Origin of the sequence: Pseudomonas sp. HLG18 (genome assembly GCF_051903985.1) — a bacterium.
Classification (GTDB): domain Bacteria; phylum Pseudomonadota; class Gammaproteobacteria; order Pseudomonadales; family Pseudomonadaceae; genus Aquipseudomonas; species Aquipseudomonas fluorescens_BT.
Genome location: NZ_CP195831.1, coordinates 3,601,007 through 3,620,344 on the forward strand (window position 1 = coordinate 3,601,007; position 19,338 = coordinate 3,620,344).

At 60.6% G+C, this 19,338-nt stretch carries 19 protein-coding genes and 2 pseudogenes; 13 read left to right on the top strand and 8 right to left on the bottom strand.

Annotation, left to right across the window (positions count from 1 at the left end; translation table 11 throughout):
* Window position 1: 1 nt before the first annotated feature.
* Complete coding sequence (locus ACSPX5_RS16505; protein ID WP_439819918.1) at window positions 2-1,192, bottom strand: hypothetical protein; 1,191 nt, start codon at window positions 1,190-1,192, stop codon at window positions 2-4.
* Between the two features lie 63 nt (window positions 1,193-1,255).
* Entirely contained in the window at window positions 1,256-2,071 is an 816-nt protein-coding gene (locus tag ACSPX5_RS16510; RefSeq protein ID WP_439819919.1) for a sulfite exporter TauE/SafE family protein, read from the bottom strand.
* 112 nt (window positions 2,072-2,183) lie between these two features.
* On the opposite strand from ACSPX5_RS16510, the gene ACSPX5_RS16515 reads away from it, so the two are divergent.
* Window positions 2,184-2,951, top strand: a complete 768-nt coding sequence (locus ACSPX5_RS16515; RefSeq protein ID WP_169431545.1) for an AraC family transcriptional regulator — start codon at window positions 2,184-2,186, stop codon at window positions 2,949-2,951.
* 93 nt (window positions 2,952-3,044) lie between these two features.
* On the top strand, window positions 3,045-3,356 hold the full coding sequence (locus ACSPX5_RS16520) for an XRE family transcriptional regulator (RefSeq protein ID WP_169431546.1): 312 nt from the start codon (window positions 3,045-3,047) through the stop codon (window positions 3,354-3,356).
* Window positions 3,357-3,394: 38 nt separating this feature from the next.
* Here the strand turns inward: ACSPX5_RS16520 and ACSPX5_RS16525 are convergent, their stop codons facing one another.
* Window positions 3,395-4,447, bottom strand: coding sequence for an MBL fold metallo-hydrolase (locus tag ACSPX5_RS16525; protein ID WP_207867031.1), 1,053 nt, complete (start codon window positions 4,445-4,447; stop codon window positions 3,395-3,397).
* A gap of 214 nt (window positions 4,448-4,661) precedes the next feature.
* Here ACSPX5_RS16525 and ACSPX5_RS16530 point away from each other — a divergent pair, with 214 nt between their 5' ends.
* The 5 genes and pseudogenes from ACSPX5_RS16530 to ACSPX5_RS16550 all read left to right on the top strand — a co-directional run bounded on the left by ACSPX5_RS16530 (window position 4,662) and on the right by ACSPX5_RS16550 (window position 8,563).
* Entirely contained in the window at window positions 4,662-5,270 is a 609-nt protein-coding gene (locus ACSPX5_RS16530) for a TetR/AcrR family transcriptional regulator (RefSeq protein ID WP_439819920.1), read from the top strand.
* Window positions 5,271-5,415: 145 nt separating this feature from the next.
* On the top strand, window positions 5,416-6,468 hold the full coding sequence (locus tag ACSPX5_RS16535; protein ID WP_439822037.1) for a diguanylate cyclase: 1,053 nt from the start codon (window positions 5,416-5,418) through the stop codon (window positions 6,466-6,468).
* 274 nt (window positions 6,469-6,742) lie between these two features.
* Window positions 6,743-7,426: pseudogene (locus ACSPX5_RS16540) on the top strand (PAS domain-containing protein); the annotation flags it as partial.
* 108 nt (window positions 7,427-7,534) lie between these two features.
* Window positions 7,535-7,972, top strand: a pseudogene (locus ACSPX5_RS16545) (methyl-accepting chemotaxis protein); the annotation flags it as partial.
* A 60-nt stretch (window positions 7,973-8,032) separates the two neighbouring features.
* Window positions 8,033-8,563 (top strand): DUF1003 domain-containing protein, encoded by a 531-nt coding sequence (locus tag ACSPX5_RS16550; RefSeq protein WP_439819921.1) that lies wholly within the window; start codon window positions 8,033-8,035, stop codon window positions 8,561-8,563.
* Here ACSPX5_RS16550 and ACSPX5_RS16555 read toward each other — a convergent pair whose 3' ends face one another.
* Complete coding sequence (locus tag ACSPX5_RS16555) at window positions 8,564-9,505, bottom strand: LysR family transcriptional regulator (protein WP_439819922.1); 942 nt, start codon at window positions 9,503-9,505, stop codon at window positions 8,564-8,566.
* Window positions 9,506-9,520: 15 nt separating this feature from the next.
* On the opposite strand from ACSPX5_RS16555, the gene ACSPX5_RS16560 reads away from it, so the two are divergent.
* Together ACSPX5_RS16560 and ACSPX5_RS16565 are read left to right on the top strand one after the other, a co-directional pair.
* Window positions 9,521-10,228 (top strand): CTP synthase C-terminal region-related (seleno)protein, encoded by a 708-nt coding sequence (locus tag ACSPX5_RS16560; protein WP_439819923.1) that lies wholly within the window; start codon window positions 9,521-9,523, stop codon window positions 10,226-10,228.
* Window positions 10,225-10,539: an antibiotic biosynthesis monooxygenase family protein gene (locus ACSPX5_RS16565; protein ID WP_207867027.1), complete on the top strand. Its 315-nt coding sequence runs from the start codon at window positions 10,225-10,227 to the stop codon at window positions 10,537-10,539. The genes ACSPX5_RS16560 and ACSPX5_RS16565 overlap by 4 nt, the downstream gene beginning before the upstream one ends.
* A gap of 147 nt (window positions 10,540-10,686) precedes the next feature.
* Here the strand turns inward: ACSPX5_RS16565 and ACSPX5_RS16570 are convergent, their stop codons facing one another.
* Window positions 10,687-11,013: a DUF2025 family protein gene (locus ACSPX5_RS16570; RefSeq protein ID WP_108563034.1), complete on the bottom strand. Its 327-nt coding sequence runs from the start codon at window positions 11,011-11,013 to the stop codon at window positions 10,687-10,689.
* A gap of 217 nt (window positions 11,014-11,230) precedes the next feature.
* On the opposite strand from ACSPX5_RS16570, the gene ACSPX5_RS16575 reads away from it, so the two are divergent.
* The gene (locus ACSPX5_RS16575; protein WP_439819924.1) at window positions 11,231-12,358 is read left to right on the top strand and encodes a glycerophosphodiester phosphodiesterase; all 1,128 of its coding nucleotides are present in this window, start codon (window positions 11,231-11,233) and stop codon (window positions 12,356-12,358) included.
* Between the two features lie 137 nt (window positions 12,359-12,495).
* Window positions 12,496-12,801 (top strand): PepSY domain-containing protein, encoded by a 306-nt coding sequence (locus ACSPX5_RS16580; protein WP_007917758.1) that lies wholly within the window; start codon window positions 12,496-12,498, stop codon window positions 12,799-12,801.
* Window positions 12,802-13,063: 262 nt separating this feature from the next.
* On the opposite strand, the gene ACSPX5_RS16585 is transcribed toward ACSPX5_RS16580, so the two are convergent.
* Together ACSPX5_RS16585 and ACSPX5_RS16590 are read right to left on the bottom strand one after the other, a co-directional pair.
* The gene (locus tag ACSPX5_RS16585) at window positions 13,064-13,507 is read right to left on the bottom strand and encodes a hypothetical protein (protein WP_439819925.1); all 444 of its coding nucleotides are present in this window, start codon (window positions 13,505-13,507) and stop codon (window positions 13,064-13,066) included.
* A 112-nt stretch (window positions 13,508-13,619) separates the two neighbouring features.
* Window positions 13,620-15,242 carry a methyl-accepting chemotaxis protein gene (locus ACSPX5_RS16590; RefSeq protein WP_169431557.1) on the bottom strand — a complete coding sequence of 541 codons (1,623 nt, stop codon included), beginning with the start codon at window positions 15,240-15,242 and terminating at the stop codon, window positions 13,620-13,622.
* Window positions 15,243-15,519: 277 nt separating this feature from the next.
* Here ACSPX5_RS16590 and ACSPX5_RS16595 point away from each other — a divergent pair, with 277 nt between their 5' ends.
* Window positions 15,520-16,542: a transporter gene (locus tag ACSPX5_RS16595; protein ID WP_439822038.1), complete on the top strand. Its 1,023-nt coding sequence runs from the start codon at window positions 15,520-15,522 to the stop codon at window positions 16,540-16,542.
* A gap of 108 nt (window positions 16,543-16,650) precedes the next feature.
* Window positions 16,651-18,264, top strand: coding sequence for an inorganic phosphate transporter (locus ACSPX5_RS16600; protein WP_169431558.1), 1,614 nt, complete (start codon window positions 16,651-16,653; stop codon window positions 18,262-18,264).
* Between the two features lie 136 nt (window positions 18,265-18,400).
* Here the strand turns inward: ACSPX5_RS16600 and ACSPX5_RS16605 are convergent, their stop codons facing one another.
* On the bottom strand, window positions 18,401-19,297 hold the full coding sequence (locus ACSPX5_RS16605) for a LysR family transcriptional regulator (RefSeq protein ID WP_439819926.1): 897 nt from the start codon (window positions 19,295-19,297) through the stop codon (window positions 18,401-18,403).
* Window positions 19,298-19,338 lie beyond the last annotated feature (41 nt).

The window sequence follows — 19,338 nt, forward strand, 5'->3', positions numbered from 1 at the left end:
GTTAGCCCTGGGGCAGTTGCAGTTGGACGGCGCCGGGGTGTTGTTTGATGAGGGAGTACGGCAGGACTGACCAGTCTGGTCTATCGCAAGAACGTTGTACGCGGGCGAAGTAGGCGCCCAGGTACAAACCTTTCGCAGTGAAGTACCACGGCGAAGAACCCCAAACGCTTTCTTCCGTGAAGTCGCAATCATCATCTTGCGTCGGTTTCTTCATTTCTGCGGGGTACAGGGCGGTGAATTGCTTGATCAGCCAAGGCACAAGCTCTTTGTTTTCATACTGATAACGCGCGTCACTTTCGGCTTGGCTCAAGGGTTTGTCACCCAGACTGTCTCGTTCGGCATGCAGAAGTGGCTTGCCCTCACCTACCCACAACACATCTTCGAGTGACAACGGATGGCCTGTTCTTACATCAATGTTAAGGGGTGAATCACCGAAGTCCGGATGCGCGCCACCACAGTAATAACTGGTCGAGATGTTCAGGCTGACCACGGCTGGAGAAATCATTTTGGGTTCTGCGTTCTGCATGAAGTCGACGTTTTCCCCACCCTGCAGCTGGCAACCGTGATAACGAATGACTTCATTCCACAATCGTCCAAGCAACTGCTGGTTAACCCGTTGCAGATCATCTTTTGGCAGACCGGACTCTACGCTGAACAACGAAATCTTCGACTCGGGCTCTGTCCACCATTGCAGGGTGTAACCCATGAAGTCTTGTTTCTTCAGCGGTTTGAGCTTGAGTCCCTGTAGTCGCAAATATTCATACGGCTCACCGTTTGGCAGCGCGGCGATGAAGGGCAGCGTAGAAGTTGTCGGCGCTGGAAGCCTGGCCTCGGAAAGTTGCACTGAAAGCTTCTTGCCCTTCGGACTTTGCCACTCGCCCTGCCAGCCAGTGGCAGTTTCTTCCAGTTTCAAAGTTGGCAGTGGCTTGTCGTCGCTGTAGCGATTGTTGCCTTCGACCAGCGTCAGGGTGCCGTCCTGCAATGACCCGCTGAGGGGCAGGTCCCGATGGTATTTCTCGTAGAAGTAACGACCGGTCACTTCATCCGGCTGCTGAGTATTGAGTTCAACCACAATCGGCGTCTTACCCAGCGTGCCAGTGAACACACGTCTGCCGTCGTCAGCCTGAGCGGTGGAAAGCAGTGAAAACAGCACGGCGGCGTATGGCGCCAGGCGCAACAGTCCCTTGAGCATGGATCGATCCCTGAATGAATAAGGCTGCGGAGTATGAAGAGGATGCGCGCAGGAATCGAGGTGCTACTTCAGTGTCATGCCCAACATCACGACGATGAGTAGCGCGATATACACCCAAGCATGCACCCGATCCGGTATCCGCCCGATCCACGGCGTGGCCAGTCGAATCCCCAGCATCGAGCCCAGCGTCAGCCCCGCAAATGCCAGCAGATCCACATACCCGATAAACCATGGCCCGAGTTCTGTCTCGCTGAACCCCGCCAACATCATGTACGTCAGCGTCCCCGCCAATGCCACAGGCACGCTCAATGGATTGGCCATGGACGTCGCCTGCGACATGCTCAACCCGCAACGCCGTAACAACGGCACGGTCATGACGCTTCCTCCTACACCAAGAAAGGTTGCGATGGCGCCAATGCCTACACCGCCGCCAGACGTTTCCACCGTTCCCAGTCGACGTGGGACGGCGCCTTGGGATTGTGTAAGAAATCCGCGTCGCAGCAGGCAATCGACAATCGTCACGCCGAGGTAGGCGATGAAGGCATAGCGAATGACTTCGCCGCTGACCCACACCGCGGCGATTGCGCCGACGACCGCGCCCAACCCGATGAACCCGCCCAAGGGCCACAGGTAATCCCGGATGAGGTTGCCGGCGCGGCGGTGTTTGTCGGTGGCGATCAGGGCGTTGACGATCATCACGCAGGTCGAGGTGGCGATAGCGATGTGCATGGCGGATTGGCTGATCGGGTCGTCGGCGCCGTGGCTGGCGGTGAGCATGCGGTACAGCAGCGGCACGACGACGAAGCCGCCGCCGAAGCCGAAGAGCACAGCGGTGACGCCGGTCAGGCAGCCGAAGAGTGTCAGCAGGAGGTAGAGCATGTTGCGTCGTCCGTTGTTGGGGAGTGGTCGACGATAATGCGGCGGCGCTTGGCCTGCTTCAGCAAGTCAGCCAATAATGTTTGCGTTTACGCCAACTGCCGGGTGCCGCTCGATGCGCAATGTTTCGATCAATCTGCTGGATGACACGCCGCGCCCGGTGGTGGCGATCGGTACGGATTATTCCCACGGCTATCTGTTGCCACGTCATACGCATCGGCGGGCGCAATTGTTGTACGGCGCGACCGGGGTGATGCAGGTCAGCACGCATGACGGCAACTGGGTGGTGCCGCCGCAGCGGGCGGTGTGGATTCCACCGGGGGTGGCGCATGAGGTTTTGATGCTCGGGGTCAGCACGCGCAGTTTGTATATCGAGCCGGGGGCGGTGGACCTGGGTGAGCGCTGTCAGGTGATCAGTGTGTCGCCGTTGATGCGGCATTTGCTGATGGAAGCCGTGGAGTTGCCGCTGACGTATGACCTGAGCGGGCGTGACGGCGTGCTCATTGATTTGTTGCTGCATGAATTGGTGCGCAGTGCGCCACTTCCGTTGCATATCCCGCTGCCGTCTGACGGAAGACTGCTCGAGCTGTGTCAGACCTTTCTGCATCAGCCGAATGCCCACCAATCGCCCCAGCAATGGGCCGACCAGCTGCACGTAAGCTTACGCACCTTCAACAGGTTGTTTCGTCAGCAGACCGGCCTGAGCTTCAGTCAGTGGCGCCAGCGCGCCTGCGTGGTACTGGCGCTGGCACGGCTGGCGGCGGGTGAGGCGGTGACGCGGATTGCCCTGGATTTCGGCTATGACAGCCCGGCGGCGTTCTCGACGATGTTCCGCCGGATCCTCGGTCAGGCACCGTCCGTCTGGTTGGAGGCGGCGAACTAGGGCAAATCAAAAAATGCGTTTGATCCCGGCCGAAAACAACTGTACAAAAACACAGTACATTTTCCATCAGCACTCTCGAGCCCGGAGCACACCATGGCCTCTTCAGCGATGAACCTCATCCTCGAACGTATCGCCCTTTTCCAGTTCACCCCGACCCATTGCGCCCAGGCCCGAGGGATGTTGGGCTGGAGCGTGGAGCAACTGTCGCGGGAGACAGGGGTTTCGGTCGATGACATCCAACGGTTCGAAGCTCAGCAGGACGTGGCGGATGCGGCGCGGCTGGCGCTGACCTATAGGTTCGAGGCGCAGGGGCTGGTGTTCTTTCCGGGGTTTGCGCCGGGGCGTTCGACAAGCAATGGTTCGACTGCCGAATCGGTGCGTGGGGATTATGCGATGGCGGAGTGATCCGGTTCGCCTCATGGAGGCGAACCTGCATCAGTGAGTCAGGCCCCTTGCACCACCGCCTCACTCTCCCCTTCAACCACCAACCACCACGCATCCCCGCGTTGTGGATGTGCCAGGTTGAACGCCTCGCCCATTTGCGGCGTGGTGATGGAAACACTGCGCTCCCAGGCCAGCGCAAGAATGCGGTCGAACGGTTCATGCCAGGCGTGCATCGCCAGATCGAACGTGCCGTTGTGGATCGGGAACAGCCAGCGGCCCTTGAGGTCGAGGTGGGCTTGCAGGGTTTCTTCCGGTTGCATGTGCACGTGGGGCCACTCGACGTTGTAGGCGCCGGTTTCCATCAGGGTCAGGTCGAACGGGCCGTATTGTTCGCCGATGCGTTTGAAGCCGTCGAAATAGCCGCTGTCGCCGCTGAAGAAAATCCGCTTGTCGCTGTCGATGATCACCCAGGACGCCCACAGTGTCTGGTTGCCGTCGAACAGGCCACGGCCGGAGAAGTGCTGCGACGGGGTGGCGATGAAGTGGATGCCGGCGACTTCGGTACCCTCCCACCAATCGTTCTGGCGAACCTTGCCGGCATCGATGCCCCATTTGATCAGAGTATCGCCGACGCCCAGCGGGGTGAGGAACACGTTGACCTTGTCCGCCAGTTTCAACACCGCTTCGTAGTCGAGGTGATCGTAGTGGTTGTGCGACAGGATCACCGCTTCGATCGGTGGCAACTCGTCGATGCTGATCGGTGGCTGGTGGAAGCGTTTCGGCCCGGCCCATTGCACCGGCGAGGCACGCTCGGCGAAGACCGGGTCGGTGATCCAGAACTTGTCTTGCAGTTTGAGCAGCAAGGTCGAGTGACCGAGGCGATAGACGCTGTGGTTGGGCGCGGCGATCAGGTCGGCGCGGGTCAGTGGCTGTACAGGGATGGACGACGCAGGACGGGTGTTGCGCGGTTTGTGGAAGATCATGTTCCACATGATGCGCAGCATCTTGCGCAAACCTTCGCGCTGCACGGGCGCATGGTTGCGGAATGTCCCTTCGGCCTGGCGCGAAGCTTCAGGTACAGGACTGACCGCGGAAGAAATTGATTTGGCCATGACTGAATGACTCCAGAAAAACCGCGCAATTCACGGTTTTCCACGGTGGGACGATAAATGGCCAAGGCACGCACGCATCAGCCGGACATCGGGTTTTAGGTTGCACCGATTAACGCAGCATTACACTGATCGGTGTACTTTCTAGGTTGCATCAAATCGGATGACAAGTAAACTGCCGAGTGTAATTTCCTCTTTTTCTTGCCGAATCGAATTTATGACAGCTCCAACGCGCCTCACCGACCGCAAACGCGAAGCCATCATCCTGGCGGCCATTTCCGAGTTCCGAGCCAACGGTTTCGAGGTCACCAGCATGGACAGGATCGCGGCCACCGCCGGGGTGTCGAAGCGCACGGTTTACAACCATTTTCCGAGCAAGGAAGAGCTGTTCGCCGAAATTCTCAATCAGTTGTGGGCACGAATCAGCACCGAGCAGGCCGTGTCGTATCAACCCGACCAGCCCTTGCGTGATCAATTGCGAACGATGCTGCTGGCCAAACTGCAGATGATGGCGGACGACAATTTCATGGACCTGGCGCGGGTCGCCATCGCCGCCGCGATCCACTCGCCCGAGCGCGCACAGAACATGGTGGCGCGCATGGGCGAACGTGAGGAAAGCGTGACCGTGTGGATCCGCGCCGCTCAGGCAGATGGTCGGTTGAAACCGGTCGATCCGGAGTTCGCCGCGCATCAGGTACAGGGGCTGCTCAAATCCTTCGCCTTCTGGCCGCAGATTTCCATGGGCCAACCCTCACTCGACAGCGCCACGCAAAATGCCGTGGTCGATTCGGCACTGGACATGTTTCTGGCCTGCTACCAGCTCTAAATCACGTCTGCGCCGCGTAAATGGCTCACAAGGACACTGAATCTTCCCGCTGGAATAAATGACAATACCTGTCATTGACCGATGAACGGTCGCTCTGAAGCATTACCCTGCAAAGTGTTTCAGAATGAATCTGGCGAAGAACATCATGGAAAACCAACGCGGCAAAGGCTTGTCATTCGCCAGACGTCTCTACTTGCCACGTGCCATTGGACTGGGAATCGGTTTCTTCAGCGTCGGGGCTGCGCTGTATCCATTGAATGTGCCGGCATGGCTCTGGGCGCTCCTGCTGTTCAACGGTTTTCTCTGGCCCCATGTCGCCTATCAATGGTCGGCCCGCTCGGCGTTCCCCTACCGCGCCGAGCTCCGCAATCTGCTCTATGACTCGGTGTTCGGCGGTTTCTGGACCGCGTGTTTCCAATTCAATCCATTGGTTACCGTGACCATTCTGTCGATGATGACCATGAACAATGTCGCGGCCGGCGGCCGGCGGCTGTTCCTGCTCGGCGCCCTCTCCCAAGTGATTGGCGTGCTGCTGGGCTGGTCGCTGTTCGGGGTCAAATTCACCCTGACGGCATCGCAGACCCAGGTCTGGGCGTGCCTGCCGATGCTCACCCTCTATCCGCTGGCGCTGGGCATGGTTTGCTATCGGCTGGCGATCAAGCTCGCTGAACACAAGCGCACCTTGAGTGCCCTGAGCCGCACCGACAGCCTGACCGGCCTGCTCAACCACGGCGCCTGGAAAGATTTGCTGCATCTGAAGTTCCAGCAGTGCCGCGAACACAACAGGCAGGCCACCCTCGCGCTGATCGACGTCGATCACTTCAAGGTGATCAACGACAGCTACGGACACATCGTCGGCGATGCGGTGCTTCAGCAACTCAGTCGAGAACTCAAACTCCTGCTGACTGAAAGTGAACTGGCCGGTCGTTACGGCGGCGACGAATTCTGCGTGATCCTGCCCAATCTGCCACTGAGCAAAGCCGAAGCGCTGATGGAGCAACTGCGTCAGTCCCTGCACCAATACCGTCATCCCGATGTGCCAGAGTTGCGGGTCAGCCTGAGTATCGGACTGGCACGCTTTCACCCGACCTACCCGGACGCGCTGCACTGGCTGGATGACGCCGACAAGGCGCTGTACACCGCCAAGCACACGGGCCGCAACACGATCAGCGTCGCGCTGAGCCGCTCCAGTGCCTGACAAGACTTGTACAACAAAGTGACATCGCTATTTCTTGTACAAGATTGATAAGTTTGTATAAGATCTGGTCGCCAGCCTGGATGCTGGCACTTTAGTGGTCATCGCCCAATGTCATCAGCGCGTTCGGCCGGCCAGCGCAGGAACAGGGATAACACCTCAGCCCTATTTCCGGAGCGCACCCAGCATGTTTTTCAATCGTCATCAGTCGGTCATCGACGACCTGCAACACACCACCACCGAACAATCCGGTTTGCTCGAAGCCATCGACCGTTCCATGGCGGTGATCGAATTCGATCTCGACGCAGTGGTCCTGCGCGCCAACGACAACTTTCTGAAGACCACGGGCTACAAGGCCGAACAGGTGATTGGTCAGTCCCACCGCCAGTTCTGCCCCCCCGAATTTGCCCGCAGCAGCCAGTACACCGAGTTGTGGTCGCGTCTGAAAAACGGGCAGTTCCAGTCCGGTACTTTCGAGCGCGTCGACAGCCAGGGTCGGCCGATCTGGCTGGAAGCCAGTTACAACCCGATCAAGGATGCCTCGGGTCGCGTAGTGAAAGTGGTCAAGTACGCCATGGACGTCACCGCCAAGGTGCAGCGCGAAAGCGAAGCCAACGCCAAATTGCAGGCCATCGACCGGGCCATGGCGGTGATCGAGTTCGATCTCGACGGCAACATTCTTACGGCCAATCAGAATTTTCTGACGCGCATGGGCTTTACCCAAACCGAACTCAAGGGCAAACATCACCGCTTGTTCTGCCCCGCGCATCTGGTCAACAGCAGCGCGTATCAGGACTTCTGGCGCCGGCTCAATCAGGGCGAGTTTTTCCACGGGCAATTCGAGCGCATCGATAAACACGGGCGAACCGTCTGGCTGGAAGCCAATTACAACCCGGTCTACGACGCCGCCGGGCGCTTGTGCAAAGTGGTGAAATTCGCCTCGGACGTCACCGCCCGGGTCGAGCAGCACGAGCAGGATGCCCGCAGCGCCAGCACCGCTTATCACATTTCCGTCGCCACCCGAAAAGTCGCCGAGCAAGGCACACAAGTCATCCAGCAAGCGGCCAGCGAGATGCGCGAAATCGCCGATGACATCGCCGAGTCGTCAACCCTGATCGCGCAACTTGGCGAGCGCTCCGAGCAGATTACCGCCATCGTCAACACCATCCGCGCGATTGCCGACCAGACCAATCTGCTGGCACTCAACGCGGCAATCGAGGCGGCGCGGGCCGGTGAGCAAGGTCGTGGTTTTGCGGTGGTGGCCGATGAAGTGCGACAACTGGCGGCGCGCACCAGTGGCTCGACGACGGAGATTTCCAACATGATCGGCCTGATCCAGAGCGAAACCCGTCAGGCGATCAAAAGCATGGAAGGCACCCGTGGGCGCGCCGCGCAAGGCGTAGAGTTGGCGGATCAGGCGGGCACGGTGATTCTGCAGATTCGCGATGGCGCCAGCGAAGCGGTGGACGCCGTCAGCATGTTCGCCGGCGAACGAGCACCGGGATAAGCCACCATAGGCGACGCAGGGCTATAGTGACTCAACGTCCCAAGCCCTGCCGAGTCCGTCATGACCACCGAAAAAAACGAATCCCCCTGCGCGCCTGTCGATCACCTGCGCTTCCACCGCCCCCACGCCCACCTCAACACCACCTTCGGCAACGACAATTTCGCCCTGCGCGCCGAGGCGTTTGCACGGTTCTTCGGCACGCCGACCTTCCTCGGTGCTCAGACCCTGATCGTGGTGCTGTGGATATGCCTGAACGTGTCTGGCATCACGACCTTCGACGTCTACCCGTTCATCCTCTTGAACCTGGCGTTCAGCCTGCAATCGGCCTACGCCGCACCGCTGATTCTGTTGGCCCAGACCCGTCAGGCTGCGCGGGACAAGGCGCAATCGGAAGCCGACGCACAGCACCGCGAAGCCCTGGCCGTCGCCAACAGCGAACGTCAAGCCCAGGCCGCGAAGAACACCGCGCAATTGCTGGAGCTGCTGGAGCAGAACACCCGGCTCACCGAAATGACCAAGAATCTCACCGAACGCATCGAAGGATTGACCCGCGAGCTGCACGATCACATGCGCCAAAGCCAGCAGCGCTGATCACGGCAAACGCAGCGCCCGCCCCAGTTCATCGAACAACGTGACCACCGAGCGCAATGCGCGGCAGTCCGGGCGGGTCAACAACCACAGCGCGGTGTCATAACCGTGCAGCGGTTGGCTCAAGGCTTGCAGACCTTCGCTGATCAGAAAGTCCGGCAACGCCGCCACGCCGAGCCCGGCACGCACCAGTTCCGTCACCGACAGCATGCTGTTGCAGCGATAGCCCGGCATGACTCCCGGCAAGTGCTGACGACGCCATACGACAGTCGGATGATCGGGCAGGAAATCGTCCGGGGCGATCCAGGTCATGGCAGCCAGATCAGATACATCGGTGTTTTGCAGATAGCGCTCACTGCCACAGACCCGGTAGGAAATCTTCGCCAGCTCCCGTCCGACCAGATGCTCCGACGGTGTACGCGTCAGACGCAGGGCGATGTCGGCATCGCGGCGGCTGAGGTTGGCGAAATCGTTGGAGGTGCTCAGCTCGATGGTCAGTGCCGGATAGTTCGGCATGAACTGCGCCAGCGCCGGCAGTAGCAGACCTTGCAACACCGAGTCGGTACAGGTCAGGCGCACAGTGCCGCTGACCACTTCCCCACCCTGCTCGACGCCGATTCGCGCCGCTTCCAGAGCTTGTTCTGCACGCTCGGCCTGCTCGGCCAGGGTCTGCGCAAGGCTGGTGGGCAGGTAACCGGCGCGGCTTTTTTCGAACAGTTGCTGGCCGAGTGACGCTTCCAGTCGACGCACGGCGCGAAACACCGTCGATACATCGACCTTCAACAACTGTGAGGCCCGGGCCAGAGAGCCGCCGCGCACCAGGGCGAGAATCAGCGCCAGATCCGGGAAGTCGAGCCGATAGTGCGTCGCTGCATTAATCACTTGGGGAAACGCCCATATTGAGTGCGTGAACGCCAATCTATAGTGAGCGTCATCCCTCAACAAGCACAGCGAACCCTCATGGAACCCAGAGCCCTGCGCATCGCCCTGATCGGTGACTACGACCCGCAAGTCACTGCCCACCAGGCCATCCCGGTCGCCCTCGGACTGGCGATGGAACACCTTCGCCGTCCGGTCGATTTCGAATGGTTGCCCACCGACCAGATTCTGCCCGAAACGCCGCTGGAACATTTCGACGGCTTCTGGTGCGTGCCGGCCAGCCCCTACAAAAGCGAAGTCGGTGCGCTGCGAGCCATCCGCTTTGCCCGCGAGCAACAGCGACCGTTCCTTGGCACCTGCGGCGGTTTTCAGCATGCGGTGCTGGAGTTTTCCCGCAACGTGCTGGGCTGGGCCGACGCCGAGCATGGCGAAACCTCGCCCGACGCGAGCCGTGCTGTGCTCACGCCGCTGACCTGTTCGCTGGTGGAAGCGGTGGACAGCATTCATCTGGTACCCGGTTCGTTGATCGCCAAGGCGTACGAAACGTCGGAGATTCGCGAAGGCTATCGCTGCCGTTTTGGTGTGAATCCGCAGTTCGAACATGAATTGCTGACCCATGACCTGCACGCCGTGGGCCACGATTCGGCAGGCGATCTGCGCGCCATCGAGCTGAAAAACCATGTGTTCTTTGTCGCCACATTGTTCCAGCCGGAACGTGCAGCGCTCAAAGGGCAATTGCCGCCACTGGTGCGGGCGTTCGTTGAAGCCTGTGTGGAGCAATCTCGATGAAGTCGAACAATGAGTGTTTCGCCGTGATCTTCACCTCGACCCGCACCGAGGGCGATAACGGCTATACCGAAGCCTCCGAGCGCATGATGCAACTGGTGGCCGATCAACCGGGGTTTCTCGGTATCGATTCGATTCGGGGCGCGGACGGGGTGGGGATTACGGTTTCGTACTGGGAGAGCGAGGCGGCGATTCTGGCCTGGCGCGAGCATCCAGAGCACCGGGTGATCCAGGCGCGAGGGCGGGCCGAGTGGTATTCGGCGTTTCATACGCGGGTATGTCGGGTGGAGCGGGAATATCGGTTTGCTCTGTGAGTATTGAGGCGGGCTCACTGGCCCCTTCGCGGGCAAGCCCGCTCCCACAGGGTACTGCGTTGTTCTCAAGATCACGCGGTACCTGTGGGAGCGGGCTTGCTCCGGGCGGCGCTCCGACGAAGAGGCCAGGACAGTTACGCCAGAACCTCAGCCCTTCACCAGACTGCGCACCGCCTCAATCTCTGGCACTTCGCGTTTATTCATGTAAACACGCAACGGCTCGGTGATGTTGATCCGGTCATCGATGTGCTGATCGAGCAGCAACTGGATCCGTTCGCGCTTGAGGGTCATGGTCTGTTCGGTGGCCGGCGCCCAGACGAATTCGCTGCACGGAATGATGCCGTCATCGGCCACGTCCATGCCGAACGAATCCTCACTGAAGCGCACGATGTACTGGCCGGTCTTGCGGTTGAGGCCGACAAAGCCCTTGAGGTCGTCGGCGGCCTGGCAGATGAGTTGCGATGTGATGCGCATGGTAAACCTCACGAAAAGGATCGATGGTCTACACGCAGGGCAATGAGTGGCGCGCCCTCTGCCGGGGCGGTTGTCGTGGCCAAGCGTACTGCAAACAAACGCACAAAAGCGCGGAAATTTTCGCTTTCAGTACGTTTATGTCGGTCTTGCGATAGCACGTTTTCGTTTGAGTTGCTAAAAGGGACATCTTCGAAAATACCTGCGAAAGGACCTCGACATGCCCGCCACGTTTACCAAAAGCGCTCTGCTGCTGAGCCTGATGCTCGGCCTCGGTCAGGCCCATGCCGCCGCCCAGCCAGGCCCGGTTGCGCTTGCCGCCTCCGAGGGCATACCGCACCCGGCGGTGATCGCCCACCGTGGCGCGTCCTTCGATGCCCCGGAATCCACCGCCGCCTCCTACAAACTGGCCCGCGACCTGGGCGCCGACTACCTGGAAATGGACCTGCAGCGCAGCAAGGACGGCGTGCTGTTCGCCCTGCATGACAACAACCTGCAACGCACCACCGACGTCGCCACCAAGTTCCCGGATCGCAAGGACAGCCCGGCCAACGCCTTCACCATGGCCGAACTGAAAACCCTCGACGCCGGCAGCTGGTACAACGCCAAGTACCCGGATCGCGCGCGTCCGTCCTACGCCGGCCTGAAGATTCTGACCCTGGACGAAATCATCGACATCGCCCAGGCCAACCCGCAGCACAAACCGGGCCTGTACATCGAGACCAAGGAACCGCAACTGTTCCCCGGTATCGAGCATGACCTGAAGGAAAAACTCCAGGCTCGCGGCTGGTTGATTCCGGTGGGCACCAAACCGGCCAAAAACGTCGCCAGCGTCGGCGAAAGCAACGGCAAGGTGATCCTGCAAACCTTCGAGAAAAACAGCCTGGAACTGCTGCAGAAAGAAATGCCCCAGGTGCCGAAAATCCTGTTGCTGTGGGTCGGCGAAGGCAGCATCGAACCGAAATCCAAAGTGACCTTTGCCGAATCCGGTGAGAAGGACAAGAACGTTTTCTACGGCAAGCAGGAGCCGAAATCCGAAGCTGAATTCAAGCAATGGATCGACTACGCCAAGGCTCAGGGCGCCATCGGCACCGGCCCTTCGGCCAAGCTGACCCACGGCGGCGATCAGAGCTATTCGGATCTGGTGCAGCCATGGATGAACCAGTACACCCACGATCAGGGCCTGCTGGTGCACGTCTACACCGTGGATGAGCCGGTGGACTTCGAGAAAGTCATGGCCGCCGGCGTCGACGGCATCTTCACCAACCGCGCCAGCGAACTGCTGAAGTTCTACAAACGCCCGGCCGCCGCCAGTGTGGATCAGGTGTTGAAGAACAACGGTTTCTGATCCGTAAATCGGGCGTCAGTATCGCGAGCAGGCCCACTCCCACCGGGAGTACGGCCTGCTCGCTGCGTTTTAAGGGTGAATTAAGTTGTGGTGATTAACCTGAACTCACTTGAACGAATCACCCAAAGGAATAACCGATGAAAACTTTGACTGCCCTGTTTACCGCTGCCGCCCTGACCCTCACCGCCGGCCTGGCCCAGGCTGATGTTCGCGTCGATCAGATCCCTGAGCTGGTCAAGTCCGGCAAGATCAAGTCGCTGGAGTCGATGAACGCAGAAGCCCTGAAACTGCATCCGGGCGCGACCATTACCGACACCGACCTGGATAACCACTTCAATGGTTACGAATACGAAGTCGAGCTGAAAACCGCCGATGGCAAAGAGTTCGATGTGGACTTCGATGCGACGACTGGCAAGGTGCTGAGCAACAAGCAAGACACTTGATTGGCTGATAAAACAAAGCCGCATGACTTTTGGGTTGTGCGGCTTTTTTGTGTCTGGCGTTTGACGAAACTCCGGTTTCGCCTGTGAGAACCATCCCCTCACCCCAGCCCTCTCCCCAAGGGGGCGAGGGGGAAAGGGAGCCGATCTTCATGCTGTTCAAACCTGAGTTCGACTCAGAACTGTCAGGTCGGCGTAACTCAAACATTCAACTCCGTCAGTCCCCTCTCCCTTTGGGAGAGGGCTAGGGTGAGGGGGAAAGGCTTCACGCGGTCGTACTGACCAACGAACCGGAAGTACCGCTGTCCGAATCCTGCAAAGCCGCCAACAACGCCGCCGTCGCCGTCTGCAACGAAGCCGACGTCGTCGCGATCTGCGACTGCGCAGCCGCGACATCCGCAGCCTTCGCATCCTGACTTTCCTGCTTCGCCTGAGCCGCTTGCAGCGCCTGTTGTTCTTCCTGCAATTGCTTCTGCAGCTCGGCAATCTGCTTGCGCAGTTCTTTCACAGTGTCCGATTCTTCGCTGCTGGAACCGCCGCCCCCCGTCGGCGCCGCGCCACCGCCCGCCGCCACTTTGCTGGTGTCGGCTTTCACGCCGGTGCTGGCCGCCGCGGTGGTCGAGGTGTCGTCACCGGTGTCGGCAATCGAGGTTTTGCTGGTGGGCGTGGTGACGGTCTGATTGATCGAAACTGACGTGAGGCTGACCATGGGAAATCTCCAATGCCGGTTATGGATGACCGGGCATCGGCGGCGGTCTGCACGAATTGAGATCGACTGTGTACCGACTCGGTAACCGAACCGGTACACAGTCACTGGCCGGTCAGACGCTCAGGCGAGCGGTGACGTTGTTGAGTTGCCCGGACAGGCCGTGCAGGTTCTGGCTGGCGCTTTCAGTGCGCTGCACGTTGTCGAGGTTGGTGCTGGCAATCGACGTGATCTCGGTCAGGTTGCGCGAGATGTCTTCGGCCACCGAGGTCTGCTCTTCGGCGGCGGTGGCGATCTGGCGGTTCATGTCGCGGATCGCTTCCACCGCGTGGGTGATGCGCTCGAGCATGGCCCCGGCCTGGGTCACTTGCTCGACGCTTTCATCGCTGCGGGTCTGGCCGCTGTCGATGGCCTGGGCCGCGTCCACCGCGCCGGTCTGCACGCTGTGGATGATCTGGTTGATCTCGATGATCGACTCCGCCGTGCGCTGCGCCAGGTTGCGCACCTCATCGGCCACCACCGCAAAACCACGCCCCGCTTCACCGGCCCGGGCCGCTTCGATGGCGGCGTTGAGCGCCAGCAGATTGGTCTGTTCGGCGATGCCGCGAATCACTTCCAGCACCTTGCCGATGCGGCCGCTGTCGGCTTCCAGACGACGGATCACCGTGGCGGTGTTGGCGATTTCGCCGCGCATCTGGGTGATGCTGTGGATGGTGCTCTGCATGACCTTCTCGCCCTGTTGCGCGGACTGGTCGGCATCGTCGGCGGCGCGCGCCGCGTCGGCCGCATGACGGGCAACTTCCTGGGCAGTGGCGGACATTTCGTTCATCGCCGTGGCCACCTGATCGGTGCGGTTGAACTGCTCATTGGTGCCGCCGGCCATCACGGTGGCGATGGCGTTCAACTCGCCGCTGGCGCTGTCCAGATCCTTGGCGCTGCGCTGCAGATGGTTGAAGGTTTCGGCGAGGAAATCGCGCAGGGTGTTGGCCGCAGCGGCGAGGTTGCCCAACTCGTCCTGACGGTCGCTTGCCACACGCTCGACCAGACGCCCTTTGCTCAGTTGGGTGACGTAGTCGATGAGCTTGCGGATCGGTTCAACCAGATTGCGGTTGACCAGCCACAGGCTCAACAAACCGATCAGCAAGCCTGACGCGAGCATCACCAGCAGCCCCAGCCATACGGTGCGATCGGCACTGGCGCTGATCTGCGCCGATTGCTCTATGCCCTGCTTGCGCAAGTCGGCCACCAGCTCGCTCATCTGCTCGCTGGCAGCTCGGTCGACGCCTTTGACAGCAGCATCGCCCGCCGTCGGATCGGCACCGGCGGCGACGTAGGCATCGCGACCTTTCTGGTACGCGGCACCGAGCACACGGTGCTCTTCACGCAGACGCTCGATGCGGGTTTTCAGCGCAGGCTCGAGGCCTTTCTGATTGGCCAGTTCACCGAGGATGTTCTGCACGTCGCGCTGACGATCTTCGAACTGGCCCCAGTACTTGGCTAGGTCCGCCGGTTGTTTGCCGCGCAGCAGGACGTTTTTCCATTCCTGCACCTGCACCTTGAATTGCAGGTTGGCTTCGTCGATCAGTTGCGAGGTGTGCAAGGGACCGGCGATCAACTGGCTGTAGTTTTGCACGCCGTTGGACAAGAAATGAAAGCAGGCCAGCGCGATCAACAGCATCGCCAGCAGGCTGCCGCTCAGCAGGACGAGAATTTGCGCTCTCAGGGATTTTTGCAGCATCGCAGGTACTCGGGACAGGGATGAGGCACGTCCGGTAAGACGTGAATTGTTGCCGGACATCCGTGTCGGCGGACCTTGGCTCATGGCCGAAGGCGCGCAACCTAACGCATGCGTGATCGGCGTGCCAGAGCGCTTCTTGAGAAAATTCCGACCGCCGGTAAGGCATTGATTTTTTACGTCATTTCGCAGTCACAGAAACGTCATGCGCGGTTGCGATGATGCGGCTCAGGTGAATCTGCAAATCCCGCAACAGACGCCTTCCTTGCAGCGAGACTTCATGAACCACAGCCTGGATATCAGCCATCGCGATCCTGATCTGTTTGGCCTGCTTTACGGCTTCCGTTTTCGTCCCGGCGAGCGCGGGCGCGAAGTGGATTCGGCGACCGCCCTGCGCTGTCTGCAGAACGACAGCGACAGCGACGAATTCCTCTGGCTGCACCTGAACCTGGCCCACGCCGCGTGCGAGCGCTGGATGAAAAGTCATCTGCAATTGCCCGAGGAGTTTTTCGAAGCGCTGCACGAAGGCTCGCGCTCGACCCGCATCGAGCATGTGGACTCGGCATTGCTGGCGGTGGTCAACGACGTGGTGTTCAACCTCAGCAGCATGGTGTCGTCGGACGTGTCGACGCTGTGGGTCTGTGTGCGCAGCAAACTGATCGTCAGTGCGCGCCTGCAACCGTTGCACTCGGTGGACAAGCTGCGTTCATCGGTGAAGGCCGGCGAGTGTTTTCGTTCGCCGTCGGAATTGCTCGTGCACCTGCTGCGCGACCAGGGTGAAGTGCTGACCCAGATCGTGCGCAAGACCAGCATGAGCGTCGATCAGGTCGAGGACGAATTGCTCTCCTCGCGGTTGTCGACCAACCGCGCCGAACTCGGCGCCAACCGACGGGTGCTGGTGCGCCTGCAACGGCTGCTGGCGCTGGAGCCGGGCTCGCTGCTGCGCCTGCTCAACCGACCGCCGCCCTGGTTGCAGAAGGAAGACGTGAAGGAGTTGCGCAAGTCCACCGAGGAGTTCGCGCTGATCATCAACGACCTCACGGCACTCGGCGAGCGGATCAAGCTGTTGCAGGAAGAGATCGCCGCCAACCTCAACGAACAGAGCAACCGCACGCTGTTCACCCTGACCGTGGTCACGGTGCTGGCGCTGCCGATCAACATCATTGCCGGTTTCTTCGGCATGAACGTCGGCGGCGTGCCGCTGGCCACCGATCCGGAAGGGTTCTGGATTCTGGTGGCGCTGGTAGCCACTTTCACCGTGATTGCCGGGCGCTGGGCGTTTCGCAAGCGGCGGGATTATTAAGACCGGCGGCGCGGCTAATTCGCCAAACACTGATCTGCCGCAGCCTCTCTGTAATATTTAGCAACGATCATGGGCGACACTCCTTCCCTCGCTCAGGTTTGTCCGCCCATGGCTACTCCCTCCCTGACCGTCAGCCCGGCCTCCGCTGCCAGCGGCAGGCCGGCGCTCGACACAAAAACCGGCCCCTTCACTTACGTGGTGTTCTTCGCCGTGCTGGCCATGGGGATGCTGTTCACCGCCTACAGCCTGATGCACGACATGCACGAACTCGGCACGGTGGTCACCACCTGGACCCCGTTCCTGCTGCTCGGCGTGGCGCTGTTGATTGCGCTGGGCTTCGAGTTCGTCAACGGTTTCCACGACACCGCAAACGCCGTGGCCACGGTGATCTACACACACTCGCTGCCGCCGAATGTGGCCGTGGTCTGGTCGGGCTTTTTCAACTTCCTCGGCGTGTTGCTGTCCAGTGGCGCGGTAGCGTTCGGAATCATTGCGTTACTGCCGGTGGAGCTGATTCTGCAAGTCGGCTCATCCGCCGGTTTCGCGATGATCTTCGCCCTGCTGATCGCCGCGATCCTGTGGAACCTCGGCACCTGGTGGCTGGGCCTGCCGGCCTCGTCGTCGCACACGCTGATCGGTTCGATCATCGGCGTTGGCGTGGCCAATGCCTTGATGCACGGTCGTGACGGCACCAGCGGCGTGGACTGGGCCCAGGCGACCAAGATTGGTTACGCGTTGCTGCTGTCGCCGCTGGTGGGGTTCGGTTGCGCGGCGCTGTTGCTGCTGGCCCTGCGCGCCTTCGTGAAGAATCGTTCGCTGTACAAGGCCCCGAAAGGCAACACGCCACCGCCATGGTGGATTCGCGGTCTGCTGATTTTGACCTGCACCGGCGTGTCGTTCGCCCACGGATCCAACGACGGCCAGAAAGGCATGGGCCTGATCATGCTGATTCTGGTCGGCACCCTGCCGATGGCCTACGCGCTGAACCGCACCATGCCTGCCGATCAAACGTTGCAGTTCGCTGCGGTGGCCGAAGTCACCCAGCAGGCGCTGGTGAAAAGCGCCCCGCAGCCGGCCCCGGCCGATCCGCGTCCGGTGCTCTCGGATTACGTGCGCAGCAAGGAAGCCGCACCACAATTGATCCCCGCCCTCGCCGCGCTGATCGGGCACATCGGTGAGGAAGTGAAAGGCTACGGTTCGCTGTCGAAAGTCCCGGCGCAGGCCATGGGCAACGTGCGCAACGACATGTACCTGGCCAGCGAAACCATTCGCCTGATGGACAAGAACAAGGTCGGCAGCTTCGACGCCGACACCAGCGGCAAGCTGCAACTGTTCAAGCAACAGATCGACAATGCCACGCGGTTCATTCCGCTGTGGGTGAAGATCGCCGTGGCGATTGCGTTGGGTCTGGGCACCATGGTCGGCTGGAAGCGGATCGTGGTCACGGTCGGCGAGAAGATCGGCAAGACCCACCTGACCTACGCCCAGGGCGCCTCGGCGGAAACCGTGGCGATGCTGACCATCGGCGCCGCCGACATGTTCGGCCTGCCGGTGTCGACCACCCATGTGTTGTCCTCGGGCGTGGCCGGGACCATGGTCGCCAACGGCGGCGGCCTGCAGATGAAGACCATCCGCAATCTGCTGATGGCGTGGGTGCTGACCTTGCCGGCGGCGATTCTGCTGTCGGGCAGTCTGTATTGGCTGTTTACCCAGATCTTCTGAACACTTCAGGTCCTTGTGGGAGCGGGCTTGGTCCGGGCGGCGATCCGACGAATGCGGTCTGCCAGTCACGATGATGTCGACTGACACTCCCCTTTCGCGAGCAAGCCCGCTCCCACTTTTGATCTGTGCAGGACTGTTAGAGCGTCGAACGAATCAAATCCCCCAGCCAGTCCATGAACACCCGCACCCGTAACGGCAGATGCCGCTGCCTCGCGTACAGCAGTGAAATGCCCATCGCCGGCGCGGTGTACTGCGGCAGCACGGTGACAATCTCGCAGCTGTCCAGATAGGTGTTCATGCCGGTACGCGGCACCTGAATCAGACCGAACCCGCCCAGGCACGCCGACTCGTAGGCATCGGTGCTGTTGACCGTCACACTGCCGGCCATCGGTACACGGTGGACCTGCCCGTCCTGCTCGTAGACAAACCCTTCCGAACGCGAACCCAGCACACCGACGTAATGCACCAGTCGATGCTGCGCCAGATCCTCAAGCGTTTGCGGCACGCCGTAGCGCTCGAGATACGCGGGGCTGGCGCAGTTGATCATGCTGAAATCCCCCAGGTGCCGCGCCACCACCGACTGATCGGGCTGCGCGCCGATGCGCACCACGCAATCGAAACCTTCGGCGAGCAGGTCGACCCGGCGATCGGTGCTGCTGATTTCCAGCTCCAGATTCGGATGGCGCGCCATGAATTCCGGCAGCTTCGGCATGATCAGTCGCCGCGACAGAATGTTCGGCATGTCGACCCGGATCCGCCCGGTCAGCGACGCCTCGTCCTGTCGGAACAGGTTCTCGATTTCGTCCATGTGCGACAGCAGATCCTTGCTCCGCTCGTACAGCGCCAGGCCGTCCTGAGTCGCCTGGACCTTGCGCGTGGTGCGTTGCAGCAGACGCGTGCCGAGCAGGGTTTCCAGCGCCTGCACCTGCTCGGACACCGTCGAGCGCGGCAGCCCGAGACTCTCCCCCGCCATCGTAAAACTCGACAATTCGCTGACCCGGACGAAGGTGCGCAGCAGTTCCAGTTTGTTCATGGGCCACCCATTGATTGTTCGGATAATCCGACCAGTGATTC